General features: G+C 51.8%; 13 protein-coding genes and 2 pseudogenes. 11 read left to right on the forward strand and 4 right to left on the reverse strand.

All coding sequences use genetic code 11. The features are described from left to right. Window positions 1-49: 49 nt before the first annotated feature. Window positions 50-445 (reverse strand): annotated as a pseudogene (locus RRF55_RS24700) (HEPN family nuclease); the annotation flags it as partial. Window positions 446-719: 274 nt separating this feature from the next. On the opposite strand from RRF55_RS24700, the gene RRF55_RS24705 reads away from it, so the two are divergent. From RRF55_RS24705 to RRF55_RS24750, 10 genes and pseudogenes are all read left to right on the forward strand, one after another. Further along, the gene (locus tag RRF55_RS24705) at window positions 720-968 is read left to right on the forward strand and encodes a hypothetical protein (protein WP_004200907.1); all 249 of its coding nucleotides are present in this window, start codon (window positions 720-722) and stop codon (window positions 966-968) included. Further along, complete coding sequence (locus RRF55_RS24710) at window positions 965-1,537, forward strand: hypothetical protein (RefSeq protein WP_016240378.1); 573 nt, start codon at window positions 965-967, stop codon at window positions 1,535-1,537. Before RRF55_RS24705 ends, RRF55_RS24710 begins: the two co-directional genes overlap by 4 nt. A 30-nt stretch (window positions 1,538-1,567) precedes the next feature. After that, window positions 1,568-2,062 carry a hypothetical protein gene (locus RRF55_RS24715; protein WP_004213594.1) on the forward strand — a complete coding sequence of 165 codons (495 nt, stop codon included), beginning with the start codon at window positions 1,568-1,570 and terminating at the stop codon, window positions 2,060-2,062. A 60-nt stretch (window positions 2,063-2,122) separates the two neighbouring features. Next, window positions 2,123-2,326 carry an HHA domain-containing protein gene (locus RRF55_RS24720; protein ID WP_009484305.1) on the forward strand — a complete coding sequence of 68 codons (204 nt, stop codon included), beginning with the start codon at window positions 2,123-2,125 and terminating at the stop codon, window positions 2,324-2,326. A 13-nt stretch (window positions 2,327-2,339) separates the two neighbouring features. Beyond that, entirely contained in the window at window positions 2,340-2,570 is a 231-nt protein-coding gene (locus RRF55_RS24725; RefSeq protein WP_009484306.1) for a hypothetical protein, read from the forward strand. Between the two features lie 432 nt (window positions 2,571-3,002). Beyond that, a pseudogene (locus tag RRF55_RS24730) lies at window positions 3,003-3,151 on the forward strand (aldo/keto reductase); the annotation flags it as partial. A 438-nt stretch (window positions 3,152-3,589) separates the two neighbouring features. Then, window positions 3,590-6,091: a phosphoenolpyruvate--protein phosphotransferase gene (gene ptsP, locus RRF55_RS24735; protein ID WP_009484311.1), complete on the forward strand. Its 2,502-nt coding sequence runs from the start codon at window positions 3,590-3,592 to the stop codon at window positions 6,089-6,091. Window positions 6,092-6,114: 23 nt separating this feature from the next. Next, the gene (locus RRF55_RS24740; protein WP_023287117.1) at window positions 6,115-7,134 is read left to right on the forward strand and encodes a PTS fructose transporter subunit IIC; all 1,020 of its coding nucleotides are present in this window, start codon (window positions 6,115-6,117) and stop codon (window positions 7,132-7,134) included. Between the two features lies 1 nt (window position 7,135). After that, the gene (locus RRF55_RS24745; RefSeq protein WP_009484314.1) at window positions 7,136-7,990 is read left to right on the forward strand and encodes a helix-turn-helix domain-containing protein; all 855 of its coding nucleotides are present in this window, start codon (window positions 7,136-7,138) and stop codon (window positions 7,988-7,990) included. Then, the gene (locus tag RRF55_RS24750; protein WP_009484315.1) at window positions 7,987-8,376 is read left to right on the forward strand and encodes a PTS fructose transporter subunit IIB; all 390 of its coding nucleotides are present in this window, start codon (window positions 7,987-7,989) and stop codon (window positions 8,374-8,376) included. Before RRF55_RS24745 ends, RRF55_RS24750 begins: the two co-directional genes overlap by 4 nt. A 97-nt stretch (window positions 8,377-8,473) precedes the next feature. On the opposite strand, the gene RRF55_RS24755 is transcribed toward RRF55_RS24750, so the two are convergent. The 3 genes from RRF55_RS24755 to RRF55_RS24765 are packed head-to-tail and all read right to left on the reverse strand — an operon-like array spanning window position 8,474 to window position 11,931. Next, window positions 8,474-9,214: a phosphatase gene (locus tag RRF55_RS24755; protein WP_009484316.1), complete on the reverse strand. Its 741-nt coding sequence runs from the start codon at window positions 9,212-9,214 to the stop codon at window positions 8,474-8,476. A gap of 56 nt (window positions 9,215-9,270) precedes the next feature. After that, window positions 9,271-11,265 carry a transketolase gene (gene tkt / locus RRF55_RS24760; RefSeq protein WP_009484317.1) on the reverse strand — a complete coding sequence of 665 codons (1,995 nt, stop codon included), beginning with the start codon at window positions 11,263-11,265 and terminating at the stop codon, window positions 9,271-9,273. After that, window positions 11,266-11,931 carry an HAD-IA family hydrolase gene (locus RRF55_RS24765; protein WP_023287118.1) on the reverse strand — a complete coding sequence of 222 codons (666 nt, stop codon included), beginning with the start codon at window positions 11,929-11,931 and terminating at the stop codon, window positions 11,266-11,268. A 362-nt stretch (window positions 11,932-12,293) separates the two neighbouring features. Here RRF55_RS24765 and ptsP (RRF55_RS24770) point away from each other — a divergent pair, with 362 nt between their 5' ends. Next, a complete protein-coding gene (gene ptsP, locus RRF55_RS24770) occupies window positions 12,294-14,804 on the forward strand; it encodes a phosphoenolpyruvate--protein phosphotransferase (RefSeq protein ID WP_023287119.1) in 2,511 nt (836 codons plus the stop codon). Window positions 14,805-14,855 lie beyond the last annotated feature (51 nt).

The following is a 14,855-nucleotide window of genomic DNA, read 5'->3' on the forward strand; positions in this document are numbered from 1 at the left end:
CCATCAGCAAAAGGGGATGATAAGTTTATCACCACCGACTATTTGCAACAGTGCCGTAGGCATTCTCATCCTCAGGATCATCCCTGAAAGCAATCAGATCGACAAGATGCTCGTCGCTGACTGATATAACTTGGACGCTGAAATGAGCCACAGAATTCCTCATTTTAAGGATAAGAGTACGCAGAGTCATTTCCGGTCCGGGCAGCTGTGACTCATGTAATCCCATTTCAGCTTTAAGTTGCAGCGTTAAACGGTCGGCAGGCAGGAAAGATAGCGCCCTCTCTTTCGGTAACACAATAAGACCCAGAAGGCAATTCAGGGTCAACGTGTAGTTGTACTGCTCCCTGAATGGCTTGCCCTGCACCTCAATCATTTCGTTATATTGATCGATAAGCGCCAGTGTTCGCTGAACAAAATCGGTCTCAAAATCTGAATAATTTCCCATCTAACCCTCCCGTTCCGGTTCGAGAATCCACTATACCATCCGGTTAGCATGACGGCTCAGGTACGACATTTCCGATTAAGCCAGAAATCGGATCTGCGCGGCGGGAACCCCGTAAGCGATATGATAATCAAACAAAGTGCATAAAATCATACTGAATGTGATATTTATTATTAATCATGAAATCATATCTGATATGATGTTTGACAATTTATTAAAAAATCATTTGAGATATGATTTTTTACTTAACCAGACATTATCAGACGGAGCGTGCAGGATGGATGAAGAAATGTTGTTTTCGCTCAGCTATGAGCAGATGACGCAGATGGCAGAAGAGGAAATAAAGCAATGCGATTTTCGCAGGGATGGCACCCATTATGTCTGGGAAGTGAACAAGGCTCATGACATCCTCCGCTTCTGGTATCTCCTGGCGCTGCGTGGACACACTGGCCTGGCCACAACACGGGTCGAAGCAGACTATAAACGGCTTAAAACGCTCATTTCCCAGAGGAATGAGGGACAATGATGCGGGAAAAAGCCCGACGTCCGTCGCCGCTGCAGCGGCGGGTGCTGATTGTGCTGGCCGCCCTCGATGCAAAACGTCCGGGGCCGGTGGCGACGCGGGATATCGAGCGGGTGCTGGAGCAGGGCGGGGATGCCCCGGTGTACGGGCCGAACCTTCGCGCCTCCTGCCGGCGCATGGAAGCCGCGGGCTGGCTGCGCACCCTGCGCGCCCCGAACCTGCAGCTGGCCGTCGAGCTGACGGAGGCCGGTCGCGGCATTGCAGAACCGCTCTTCCAGGCAGAACGCGAGGCTGAAACGGCACGACAACGACTGACAGACGTCCGGCGTCTGCCGTTACGCCAGACGGCTGCCGGTGACGCGGTGGAGCTGCAGCTGGGTGACGGTCATTACTCCCTGCGGGAAGCGGCCTACGTGATCCGTCTGGACGGTACCACCTGCCTGCAGCTGACGGATGCCGGCGGCATACGCCGGATAAAAGAGGGCGATCCCCTTCAGGTGGCCAGCTGGTATCAGACCTGTTTTGATGCAGGCCTGCCGGTCACCGTCCAGGTGAATGAGAGCCGGGACTGATCGCCACCACACAAGGAATATGAGCATAAAATGAAAGTCACTGAACCCGGGCTGAATAAGCTGATCGATAACCTGAACACCCTGATTTGCGAGGACAGCCTGCTCACGCGCCAGGAGCGTGAAACGCTGGTACTGGCCGTCGCCGCTATCGGCGCCATGAAAGCGCGCGTCGGCTTGAAAAAAGGCGATGCGCCGACCGTTGCCAGACGGGAAAAAAGGGAGAAAAAAGACCGCCAGCCTGATCCGCGTTTTCCGCGAGCCGGTCATCCCTGGCAGGAAGACGAAAAAACCTTACTGAGTGATGCGCTCGATTCGGTACCGGACGAAGAGATTGGCAAGCATCTTTTCTGGCTTTCCGAGAAACTGGGCAGAACGCCTTTCAGTGTTGCTTTCCAGATCGCGGCAATCCGGGAGCTGCAGGACGGCTGGGAGGAGCAGTTCAGGGAGATTTCGGATAACATTCGCTTGTCCGGTCTGAGCATCAGTGATTATCTTACACAGAACGGCACGGGCCATAACGCCTGAAAGAAATTTGCGTTATTTGTAAAATTAAATACCAGGGAAGCCTCAGGATATAAAAAACTAATGACGAAACAGGAATGGATTTTACGACTACGGCGCTGTACATCGAAGGAAACCCTGGAAAGGGTAATAGAAAAAAATAAATATTCTCTGTCAGATGATGAGCTTGAGCATTTCAATGCCGCGGTTGATCACCGGCTGGCGGAGATGACGATGGGAAAGTTGTATGACCGGGTACCGACAGGTGTCTGGAAATTTGTGAAATAGAACAGGTGATCTTATGAGTTACGGCTGGCTCTTCGAAAATCCGGATGATGACATTTCGGGTGGTAATCATATCAATCTGGAACACCTCCCTCCGGAGCTAAAACATGTTGTTCTCCAGATAGTACAGAATCAGATTAACCGTGATACTGCAGAGAAAAAACTGGCAGAATTAATCAGGCAACTCGAGTTTGATATAACTGCAGCAGAACTGTCAGCATATCTTTTTAAACCGGGCCATGCCTGACGGCTTACCCGGTAGCGATAATGGTGGAGACCGACGGAGGACTCCACTTTGGCCGCTGGATCAGCAAAAAAGCAATGCAACTGCATGATATTTAACATAAAACGCATTAAGCGCACCAATGCTGTAGAGGCTCAATGCTAATGTCTATTTGGGGGCTGCGGATGTTTTCCTGTGTACGATTATAATCGGCGCTTTGTCAAATTCCTCGACATGACTTTGATGTGCATCTGCCACTTGAATATGATGACCTGGCTGCCTTTTTCATATAATGCCGTATTCATCGCCGCTATTGCCGCAATAGTGCTGGCGATCACCACCGGCCTGGGCGTTGGTGGTATTTCCGTAATTGTCGGCACTGTGTTCATGTTCTTCTCTATGAATGGCATCATCGCGGCGACATCCACGACTTGCGCACTGGATGCAGTGCTTAATACAAAACTGCAACGGCTGGAAGAAAACCTGGGGCTGCCGACATCATTCTTTCACAGGATGACTCACGTCAGATAACCCAGGCGCTTGAAACGATTAAAATCGTCGGCGAGCGTTACTCTCCTGAGCATCAGGCTCGCGTAGGTCGTTAATACCCGGACGGGTCCGTACTTTATTGCGGACCCTTGTTTCGCTTCATTAATCAGGCAGATAACTCAGATTGTTTTAAATCAGGTACATATCTGCTAACGCCATAGTGATAGATGCCGCCGGAGAAGTCGTTAATAGACACGCCGGAAACAGATCATCCTGCCTACCCCCGCACCATTTCATGAACCTGTTTGTATTAGCTTTAAATTTGTGATCCATATTGCAAAAACGGTTCAAAAACCAGAAACAAAAAAACAAACTAAATCAAACAAATAATTGAGAATTAATCATTCAAAAATATGACAAAAGTCACAAAATCACAATCAGGTAACTATTTTTAATAAAAGGTCACTTTTTTACTATATCATCACCGTTGCGAACAGGGAAAGATAGCGAGATCGGCAACACGTTGACGCGCACAATAGCATACAGGAGTTGAGATGGCGGTGGTTATAACCTATGTATGTGAGCTTCATGAAGGTGTTCATGCCCGGCCTGCCGGATACATCGCGCGGCTATGTAATCTTTTCCAGGCAGATATCGACTGGGAAAACACCCGTACGGGACTACTGGCAAATGCAAAAAGCGCCCTCTCGCTGATTGCCAGTGACACGCTGGTAAACGATACATGTCGCATCACCCTTTGCGGAGAAGATGAGCAACAGGCCGCAGTCCAGCTGCGCACGTTGCTTTCCGATCTCCCGACCTTCAGCCTTGAACCGGAACCCGCAACCACGTGGGGCTATCTTCCCCGCTGCCTGCGGGAACTGAACCCGCACGTGATTCAGGGAACTCGCATAAATAAAGGCGCAGCCATCGCCAGACCACAGGTAATACAGAGCCTGGCTTTCACCGATATTATCGCCCGCAATCCAGGGCATATCGACAATATTGAAAGCGAAAAAGCCCACTTTCTTGCCGGGTTAGATTCATTACGCCTAGAGCAAGAAGCCGCACTCGGAAAAAACCAAGGTATTGAGCACGACCTTATTGCGGCACATCTATCTCTGATAACCGACAGCGCATTTCAGGATAGTGCGATCGGTTATCTGAATAACAACATGAATGCCTGGTCGGCTATAGCGCAGGCGTCCCTAGACTTTTGCCATCAGCTTGAGCGCTCGCCTAGCCAGTATCTTCAGGAGCGCGCCCTGGATATTCTTGATATCGCGACGCAGCTCATCAGTGCGATCTATGGCGAACAGGCTCTGGCTTACCACCCGCCTTTGCTAAATGAACCGACAATTGTTTTCGCCAGTCACCTGACCCCCAACCAGTTTCTGGCGCTAAACCGCAAACACCTTGCAGGTCTGGTGCTGTCCTCTACGGGGAAAACCTCCCATACAGCCATACTGGCTCGTTCGTCAGGTATCCCAACCCTAGCGGATATCGATTTTTCATCGCTGGATATCGATGTCGAGCAGCTGATAATCATTGATGGTGAGCCAGGGATCCTGATTACTCATCCGGATGAGAAAGTTCTGCGCTACTACCGTCATGAAATTGCCGTCCAGCAGGATATGCAGCAGCGGCTGCGGGAAAATGCTTTAGCGCCCGCAAGAACCCGCGATGGGCATCGCGTAGAGGTAGCCGCTAATATTGCAAGCCTTGCCGAAGCGCAGGCGGCCTTTGAAAACGGCGCGGAAAGCATCGGCCTGTTTCGCACCGAGATAACCTATATGGGCCGCGATTGCCCGCCCTCCTGCGCTGAACTGACAGACCTGTATAAACAGGTTGTTACTCTGGCAGGGGGGAAGCCCGTTATCTTTCGCACCTTCGATATCGGCGGTGATAAACCGGTTGGATATCTAAGCGTCGACAATGAAGAAAACCCGTTTCTTGGTTTCCGGGCAGTGCGTACTTATCCGCAATATCGCGACCTTTTTTCCACCCAACTGAAGGCTATTCTGAGCGCCTCAGCATCAGGTAAAGCCAAAATTATGCTGCCGATGATTTCTCGGGTGGAAGAACTTATCTGGTGTCGTGAGGTACTGGAATCGGTTAAACAGGAGATGCGCCACGAGGGTCTGGCATTTGATGAACAGACAGCGCTCGGAATCATGCTGGAAGTACCTTCGGTACTTTTCTCTATGGCGGAGATGGCAGAACATGCGGATTTCTTCAGCGTGGGCAGTAATGACCTGACGCAATACTTTTTCGCCGCAGACCGGGGTAATGCCCAGGTAAAAACGCTTTATGACAGTTACACTCCACCGTTTTTACGCGCCCTGCAGTTCGCAGTGAAAGAGGCTCATCGCGCCGGTAAACCTGTCGGGTTGTGCGGTGAACTCACTGCTGACGAAACCATTCTCCCACTGCTTATCGGCATTGGCTTTGATGAATTGAGTATGAACTGCACCGCGATTCCGGGGATTAAGCACGCTCTGGGCCAACTCAGTGCCGGAGATTGCCGGTCGCTGGCGCAGAATCTTTTGCAAAATCACAACGCACAACAGTTCAAAGCCGCATTACATAACTCGAGCCTTAGTGCGGCGCAAAAGCCGCTGCTATCGCCGGAGATGGTTTTATGGGGAATTGACGCCGCTGATAAAAACGAGGCTATCAAAATGATGGTTGATAACCTGTGGCTTCAGCAGCGCACCAATACACGTGACAGGCTCTGCAGTGATATCTGGGCTCGCGAAGTGCCTTTTCCTACCGTCGTTGGCTCGGGCTTTGCTATCCCCCATGCCCAAACGGACGCTGTCAGGGATTCCTCCGTCAGTATTGCCACGCTCAGGCAACCTATCGCCTGGGGCGGCGTCATGGTGGATACCCTGTTCATGCTGACGATTAGCAAATCCGCGCAGGATAACGAGCATATGAAGTACTTCTCCACCCTGGCGCGCATGCTCATGAATGATGAATTTGTCAGCAAGATTAAAGCGGCAAAAAGCCCGGAAGCGCTTTACACGCTGATATCCAGAACTCTGGTCTTCTGAGCAGCAAACGTTACGAGGCTGACATGTTAAAACTATTAAAAAATACTAAACGACATTTTATGACCGGCGTCTCCTACATGATCCCGTTTGTCGTCGCTGGTGGTGTTCTGTTGGCGCTCGCGGTGATGTTTAACGGGGAAGCCGCCGTACCGGACCATGGTTTCCTGAAGGCCATGTCGCAAATTGGTATGGCTGGCTTAACCCTGTTTATCCCCATCCTGTCAGGATTTATCGCGTATTCGATGGTCGATAAACCGGGCATCGCGCCGGGTGCCATCGGCGGCCTGATGGCTTATCAGATGGGCGCCGGATTTTTAGGCGGCATGCTCTCCGGGATTATTGCCGGGCTGGTGGTCTATGTTCTGTTGAACCTGATCGCCCGGCTTAAAACCCCCCACTTCCTGCGCATGGTATTACCGATATTTATTATTCCGCTGATCGGGACCTTTCTCACCGGCATGGCGGTGTATTACATCATTGGCGACCCGATTGCCGTGCTAATGAAGTGGCTTAGCGTCTGGCTTGGCAATATGCAGGGCGCGTCGTTTATTATCCTCGGTACCATCCTGGGCTGCATGATCGCCGTTGACATGGGCGGCCCAATGAATAAAACCGCTTTTTTCTTTGCTGTTGCACTGATCTCAACGAACCCGCAGCTGATGGCAGCAGTCGCTGCCGCCGACTGTACTCCGCCTCTGGGGCTGGCGCTGGCAACCTTTCTGTTTAAAGACATCTTTAATGATGTGGAGCGAGAAGCCGGTAAGCCAGCGATAATTATGGGCTTTATGGGGATAACAGAAGGGGCAATTCCGTTTGCGGCGGCGGATCCGGTACGGGTGATCCCGGCAATTATGCTTGGCAGTGCGGTTGCGGCAATCCTCTCACTATGGTTTGGCGCAACCAACGCCGCCCCGTGGGGCGGACTTATCGTATTACCGGTAGTCAGCAACCATTTTGGCTACATCGTTTCGGTGGTCGCCGGGAGCATCACCACCGCCTTTGCGGTGAAAGTCCTGAAGACAGTTATCAAACCTCGGGCATAATATGGCTACATTTATTCAATCTATTCTCAGTGAATTCAGCGCTCAGGGCTCGATAGACAAAGGCGTCATGGTAGCTAACGGCAATACGCAGGCTCCGGCGATGGCCTACCATCTGCACGTTCCGCGCATTGAGTTGACGGTAAAGGGCACACTTCGCATGCTGCTGCCGAAAGGCGTGGACTGCATCGTGAAATATGAACGTCCGGTCGGCACCATCACCTATATCCCCGCCAATAGCTGGAACTCGCCGCTGTGGGAAAGCCCGGTTATTTGCATGTCGATAGTCTTCTGGAAGCAGGACGTCGGTTTCAGCATCAGCAACTGGGATGGCACGCAGTTTAAAGAGGTAGAGAAGTACAATCTGCAAAACTCCAGCAGTACGGTTCGCGATCGGCTTCTCGACCTGGCTGAATCGCTGGCGTGGTCGCAAGATACCACCAGCGAGACCTTTGCCCACGTGGTCTATGCGCTGCTTAACGACCTGCTGTATCAAATTACCGATGGCCTGAATAACCAGCGAGCTCCCTTCTCATTGCTGGACGAAATTAAGAGCCATATCGATAGTCACTACCACACGGACATTAGCCGGGAAAGCGTCGCCGAAACGTTTAATATTTCCCCAGGCTATCTGTCGCGTCTGTTTTCGAAGGAGTCAGACGTGAAATTTAACGAATATCTCAAGTTAGCCCGCATTTCACGTTCAAAAACGCTGCTGACCAATACCAATCTGAAAATAAACGAAGTTTCAGAAAAGTGCGGTTTCACAGATACTAACTATTTCTGCAAGGTGTTTCGCGATATCAACGACTGTACGCCGCTTGAATACCGCCGCAAAAATAAAGGAGCAAGATCATGACCACTCGTGCAACAAGAGATGAGATTCAGCCTTTCTCCAGCGAACGTAATCTGCATATTGTGGCGGTGACCGCGTGCGCGACCGGCGTGGCGCATACGTACATGGCCGCAGAACAGCTGGAAAAACTGGCGAAGCAGTATTACTTTGCGATCAAAATCGAGACTCAGGGCGTACTGGGGCTTAAGAATCCAATTACCGATAAAGATATTTTCGAGTCTGAGCTCACCATCATCGCATCCGATATTACTATCGATAATCCTTCACGCTTTGAAGGTTGCCGTATTCTGAATGTTTGTATTAATTCGCTGTTACTCAAACCAACTGAGGTTATCGCCGCCATTCGCAAGTCTTTAAATCTGCCGCGAGGCAACGTTATTGACCTGTAGGTGGTTTTCCCTGGCTCTAACAGTCCAGTCTCAAAACCGCACAGACACGCCGAACTTCCTCTCCCATTATTGGGAGAGGGTTTAACCCACAAGATTTTTAGCCAGGAAGCCCATAAAGCTCGGCTATCCGCCCCCCGCCGTGCTGTTCCAGAAACGTCAGCACTCGTCGCACAGAGGTATTCAGCACTCTTGATGCTGGAAAATCAGCCTCCACCAGCAGATGCTGACAGGCGCTAAAGTCCCCCAGAGAAAACGCGCTGTGTGAATCGCTACCCAATGAGAGAAGTCCGCCGCTGTCGCGCACGGCTGCTACAATTTTGCGACAGTTCCCCTCACTGCCCTTACGTGAATGGACGAAAGAGGCGTTATTGACCTCCAACGCCACATGACACTCCTTAGCCGCGGCCACCACCGCCGGGATATCAATCGGATACTCCGGGTTACCGGGGTGGCTGATAATATGGACCTTGCCGCTCGCTATTACTGCAATCAGCGCATCGGTATTGGTGGTGATGCCCGCAGGCGCAAACACCTGCTTATGGAATCCGGCAATCACTAAATCCAGCGACGCACGCATTTTGTCGCTGCAGTCGGTCTCACCACCAGGTTTGATATTGGCCTCAATACCGCGCAGGATCCCCACACCATCGACAACGCGCGGCAGCACACGCAAATTATTAAAGTGAAACGGATGTGGCGCATCAACCATTTCCGGGCCATGGTCGGTAATGGCGATCAGGCGAATATGTTTACGCGCCGCGGCGGCGATATAGTCATGAACCGTACTATAGGCGTGGGTGCTGGCCAGGGTATGCATATGAAGGTCGACGGGATACATGTTATCTCTCCCCTTAATGAAAAACGGCCCCTTAGCATGTAAGAGGCCGTTAAAGGTTAAGCCAGAAGCGCTTTTGCCTGCTGCAACACCACCTCAACGGTAATGCCAAACTCCTGATAAAGCTGTTCCGCCGGGGCGGACTCGCCGTAGGTCTGCATACCGATAATCGCGCCGTTCAGCCCGACATATTTAAACCAGTAATCCGCGATCCCCGCTTCCACGGCAATACGCGCAGAAACCGCCTGCGGCAACACCGCTTCACGATACGCCGCATCCTGCTTGTCGAAGACATCGGTGGACGGCATGGAGACCACCCGCGCCTTCACACCTTCAGCCGTCAGTTGCTGCCATGCGGCTACCGCCAGCTCCACCTCCGAGCCGGTCGCGATAAGGATCAGCTGCGGTTGCCCCTCGCAATTCTTCAGTACATAGCCGCCGCGCGCGATATCCTGCACCTGCTGCCAGGTCCGTTCCTGCTGGGTCAGGTTTTGCCGGGAAAAAATCAGCGCCGTAGGACCATCCTGGCGCTCAACACCATATTTCCACGCCACCGCCGACTCCACCTGATCGCAGGGACGCCAGGTGCTGAGGTTCGGCGTCATGCGCAGTGAGGCAATTTGCTCGACAGGCTGATGGGTCGGGCCATCTTCGCCCAGGCCAATAGAGTCGTGGGTGTAAACCATCACCTGACGCTGCTTCATCAGCGCCGCCATGCGCACTGCGTTGCGTGCGTATTCGACAAACATCAGGAACGTCGAGGTGTACGGCAGGAAGCCACCGTGCAGCGCAATACCGTTGGCGATAGCGGTCATACCGAACTCTCGCACGCCATAGTGAATGTAGTTCCCGGCGCTGTCTTCGTTAATCGCTTTAGACCCGGACCACAAGGTCAGGTTCGATGGAGCCAGATCCGCAGAGCCGCCGAGGAATTCCGGCAACAGTGGACCGAAGGCTTCAATCGCATTCTGCGAGGCTTTACGGCTGGCGATTTTCGCCGGTTTGGCCTGCAATTTTTCAATAAACGCCTGCGCCTTGCTGGCAAACTCTGCAGGCAGTTGCCCATTCACCCGACGGGTAAATTCATCTGCCAGCTCGGGGAACGCTTTCGCGTATGCGGCAAACTGCTGGTTCCACGCAGCCTCCTTAGCCTGCCCTGATTTGCGGGCGTCCCACTGCGAAGCTATCTCAGTGGGGATAACAAACGGTGGATACGGCCAGTCCAGCGCTTCACGCGTTGCCGCCACTTCAGCCTCGCCCAGCGGCGCGCCGTGGACATCATGAGTACCCGCTTTATGCGGAGAGCCAAAACCAATCACCGTTTTGCAGATAATTAACGTCGGCATGGTGGTAATCGACTTTGCAACATCAATCGCGGCACGAATGGATTCAGGATCATGCCCATCGACTCCGCGTACCACATGCCAGCCGTAAGCCTCAAAGCGTTTGGCGGTGTCGTCGGTGAACCATCCCTCGACGTGACCATCGATAGAGATGCCGTTATCGTCGTAGAACGCCACCAGCTTACCGAGCTTCAGCGTCCCGGCCAGGGAGCAAACTTCATGAGAAATGCCCTCCATCATGCAACCGTCGCCCATAAAGGTATATGTGAAGTGATCGACAATGTCGTGGCCCGGGCGGTTAAATTGCGCCGCGAGGGTTTTCTCGGCGATAGCCATGCCGACCGCATTGGCGATCCCCTGCCCCAGCGGCCCGGTGGTGGTTTCGACGCCCGCGGTGTAACCCACCTCTGGGTGCCCCGGCGTTTTCGAATGCAGCTGACGGAAGTTTTTCAGCTCATCAATCGGCAAATCATAGCCGGTAAGGTGCAGCAGGCTGTAGATCAGCATTGAGCCGTGACCGTTGGAGAGCACAAAACGGTCGCGGTTAGCCCACGCGGGGTTATTCGGGTTATGGTTGAGAAAATCCCGCCACAGGACTTCGGCAATATCCGCCATTCCCATCGGTGCGCCCGGATGACCGGAATTAGCTCGCTGAACGGCATCGACACTCAGCATACGGATGGCATTGGCCAGGGTTTTTCGTGATGACATTTAAAACTCCCTCTGAATCTTAAGTAAAAAATCTGCCTCGCCCTTGCGCGTTACGCGCAGGTCGAGGTAGTTATCAATGGTTTTCCAGGTATCGATATCGTGAACTACAGACTGGCGAGTCAGGACTTCAACCACCACGCACCCTGCCTGGGTGGCAGAAAGCAGACCGGCAGTGGAGTCTTCAAAAGCGAGGCAATTAGCGGGAGAAAGACCGAGTCGGGCTGCACCCGTCAGGAACGGCTCCGGATGCGGCTTGCCATGATGAATATCTTCGCTGGTCACCAGCACCGGCGGAACGGGGAAACCGGCTTGTCGGATCCGTGCTGAGGCAACCTTCAGCGACCCGGAAGTCACAATGGCCCAGGGGACCTGCAACTGCTCAAGCTGGCGGAGAAAATCAACAGCCCCGTTAACCGCAGTGATGCCGTCAGTATTGCTCGCTTCAAACTCTTCCAGCGCGAGAAATTCGTCGATGATGATCTGTTCGCTGGCATCGGGCATAAAGTGGCGCAGCGTACTCAAAGCGGGTTTACCGTGGAGATAATGGCATACCGTCCCCGGTTCCAGCCCTTTTTTAGTGGCCCATAAACTCCAGGAGGCCTCTACGAAATCCAGCGAGTTCACCAGCGTCCCGTCTAAATCCAGTAATATTCCACGAAAATGCATCGTAATTACCACAACGAAATAAATAGAGTGTGTATTATTTTGTACTCCATTACCCATGACCATTGAATAGAAAGAAAGTCACTTTAATAGCAATTACGTGACCACTGCTCACCCGTTAATAATAGTGCGGCTGCCATCACAATTACTTAAATCATCTCGCAACACACACACCACAGTAATTCCATATAATTTCATGACCTCGATCACAAAATAATAATCAGGCTTTTTTATTCAAGCAAAGGTCACTTTTTTTCTATTCAAAGATAACTGAGAACGATGAAGGATATAAAACATGAAATGCAGACACCCACATCTGCAAAGAAAATTAATTAGCCCTGGCTAAATGATTATCGGGAGCAATGATGTCAGAGATAATAACGTATCAATGTGATCTAAAGGATGGTATTCACGCCAGACCGGCGGGGTATATCGAACGGCTGTGCAATACATTTCAATCTACGGTGTGCTGGAATAATATTCGCAGCGGCATTCAGGGTAATGGTAAAAGCGCCCTCTCGATTGTCGCCACCGATACCTTACTCAACGACGCCTGTGAAATTACAATCAGCGGAAAAGATGCTGCAAACGCTGCTCAGCAGCTGAGTGCGCTGCTTAAAAAACTGCCCTCCTTCGAGGTTAGTCATGCAGATGAAGCCGCAGCGCCTGCGGGCTATCTCCCGCGTTCGCTGCGGGAGACTCAGCTCAGTTTTATTCAGGGTTCACGCATCAGCGGCGGTGTTGCCATTGCCAAACCCGTTCGTATTCAGAGCCTGTCTCTGGACGAAATGCTGGCGCGTAACCCGGGCGGTGAGTATTCCACGGAGCATCAGCAGCGTATTTTTCTGGCGGGTTTAGAGGCGCTTAAGCAAGAGAAGCAGGCTGCGCTGGAAATTAAAAAAGGCGTTGAGCACGATATTTTACAGGCGCATTTATCCATTATCACCGATGCGACCTTTCAAAGCCATATCTCCTCGGCGATTTCCGGTGGTGACAATACCTGGGATGCGGTGATTAAAGCTGCAATGGAATTCTGTGAAATTCTTAATCGCTCATCAAGCAAATACATTAAAGAGCGGACCCTGGATGTTCTCGATATTACCGGACAATTACTTACTGCGATCTATGGCCCAGGTATATTACCGCAGAACAGTCTTGAATTAACGCAACCATCGATTATTCTGGCCAACAGTCTGACACCAAGTCAATTTCTCGGGATCAATAAAGAGTTTCTTGCCGGGATGGTATTATCCGCCACGGGTAAAACGTCGCACACCGCTATCCTTGCACGTTCGCTCGGTATCCCGACTCTGACAGATATTGATTTTTCGACCCTGCAGCTGAATACAGAAATGGACATCATCATCGATGGCAATCCGGGTATTTTAATTATCGCTCCGGATGAGAAAGTCCTGCGCTATTACCAGAATGAAATTGCCGTTCAGCAGAGTATGCAGCAACAGATGCTGGCTAATGTCTATCAGGCAGCGACCACCAGCGATCATCACAGCATTGAGATAGCCGCCAATATCGCCAGCCTGGCGGAAGCCGAGGCAGCCTTCAGCAACGGCGCTGAAGGCATCGGACTATTTCGTACCGAAATGTCATTCATGGACCGTGAATCCGCACCGGACTACCACGAACTGGCTGAGCTCTACAGCCAGGTGATACAAGTTGCACAAGGGAAACCGGTTATCTTCCGCACCTTCGACATTGGCGGCGATAAACCTGTCGACTATATGAGCATCGGCGAAGAAGAAAACCCGTTTCTCGGCTTCCGGGCGGTGCGAACTTATCCGCGTTATCGCGACCTTTTCGCCATGCAGCTCAAGGCTATCCTCAGCGCCTCGGCTTTTGGCGATGCCAAAATCATGATCCCGATGATCGCCAACGTTGATGAAGTTATCTGGTGCCGTGAAGTCCTCGAAGAGGTCAAAAGTACGATGCGTGATGAAAGGTTGGCATTCAACGACAGCATCTCGCTCGGCGTGATGCTGGAGATCCCCTCCGTTATCTTCGCGATTAGCGAAATAGCGGAATACGCGGATTTCTTCAGCGTGGGCAGCAACGACCTGACGCAGTACTTTTTTGCCGCCGACCGTGGAAATACGCAGGTTGAGGCGGTATACGACAACTATTCCCCGGCATTCCTGCGCGCCATGCAGTATGCCGCCGACGAAGTCCACCGCGCGGGCAAGTGGATAGGTATCTGCGGAGAATTGGGTGCAAGCAAAGATTTTCTGCCGCTATTCGTTGGCATGGGCTTTGACGAACTCAGCATGAGCGGCACCTCGATTCCGGGTGTAAAACATGCGCTGCGCGAGCTGAGTTATGCCAAATGCCAGGGGCTGTCGCAGAACATTGTGGCGTTAAAACGTTCCGCTGATGTCAAAGCCGCGCTGCGTTCACCGGACGTAAAAGCGGTCAGCAAAATGCCGATCCTCGCCCCGGAGTTTATTCTTTGCGGACTACAGGCCAGAGATAAAAACGAAGTTATCAAAAAGATGACCGACAATCTGTGGCTGCACCATCGCACCGATAATCGGGATCAATTAACCGATGATATCTGGACCCGCGAAGACTCATTCTCCACCGCCGTGGGCTATGGCTTCGCCATTCCGCACACCAAGTCGGACCATATTCACTACTCCACCATCAGTATGGCAACCCTTGCGTCGCCCATTATGTGGGGCGATCAGGAAGTCGAAACCGTATTCATGCTCACCGTCAGTAAATCCGCCGACCCTAATGAGCATATGAAATATTTCTCCACGCTTGCCAGAAAGTTAATGAAAGAGGATTTCCGCAATGAAATAAAACAGGCCGAAAACGTCAACGTACTCTACAACCTGATGGCCAATACTCTGGCCGTATGAAATCAGGATTTATTAAGCAATGTTTAAAACCACAGCCAAATAAAAAATCAG

This window comes from Klebsiella sp. K47, assembly GCF_051858335.1.
GTDB classification, from domain to species: Bacteria; Pseudomonadota; Gammaproteobacteria; order Enterobacterales; family Enterobacteriaceae; genus Klebsiella; species Klebsiella pneumoniae.

Excerpts from the sequence above, each read along its gene's own strand:
- tkt (WP_009484317.1), bottom strand. The coding sequence starts at position 11,265 with ATGTCATCACGAAAAACCCTGGCCAATGCCATCCGTATGCTGAGTGTC.
- ptsP (WP_023287119.1), top strand. The coding sequence starts at position 12,294 with ATGTCAGAGATAATAACGTATCAATGTGATCTAAAGGATGGTATTCAC.
- RRF55_RS24715 (WP_004213594.1), top strand. The coding sequence starts at position 1,568 with ATGAAAGTCACTGAACCCGGGCTGAATAAGCTGATCGATAACCTGAAC.
- RRF55_RS24725 (WP_009484306.1), top strand. The coding sequence starts at position 2,340 with ATGAGTTACGGCTGGCTCTTCGAAAATCCGGATGATGACATTTCGGGT.
- RRF55_RS24705 (WP_004200907.1), top strand. The coding sequence starts at position 720 with ATGGATGAAGAAATGTTGTTTTCGCTCAGCTATGAGCAGATGACGCAG.
- RRF55_RS24755 (WP_009484316.1), bottom strand. The coding sequence starts at position 9,214 with ATGTATCCCGTCGACCTTCATATGCATACCCTGGCCAGCACCCACGCC.
- ptsP (WP_009484311.1), top strand. The coding sequence starts at position 3,590 with ATGGCGGTGGTTATAACCTATGTATGTGAGCTTCATGAAGGTGTTCAT.
- RRF55_RS24720 (WP_009484305.1), top strand. The coding sequence starts at position 2,123 with ATGACGAAACAGGAATGGATTTTACGACTACGGCGCTGTACATCGAAG.
- RRF55_RS24750 (WP_009484315.1), top strand. The coding sequence starts at position 7,987 with ATGACCACTCGTGCAACAAGAGATGAGATTCAGCCTTTCTCCAGCGAA.
- RRF55_RS24710 (WP_016240378.1), top strand. The coding sequence starts at position 965 with ATGATGCGGGAAAAAGCCCGACGTCCGTCGCCGCTGCAGCGGCGGGTG.
- RRF55_RS24740 (WP_023287117.1), top strand. The coding sequence starts at position 6,115 with ATGTTAAAACTATTAAAAAATACTAAACGACATTTTATGACCGGCGTC.
- RRF55_RS24765 (WP_023287118.1), bottom strand. The coding sequence starts at position 11,931 with ATGCATTTTCGTGGAATATTACTGGATTTAGACGGGACGCTGGTGAAC.
- RRF55_RS24745 (WP_009484314.1), top strand. The coding sequence starts at position 7,136 with ATGGCTACATTTATTCAATCTATTCTCAGTGAATTCAGCGCTCAGGGC.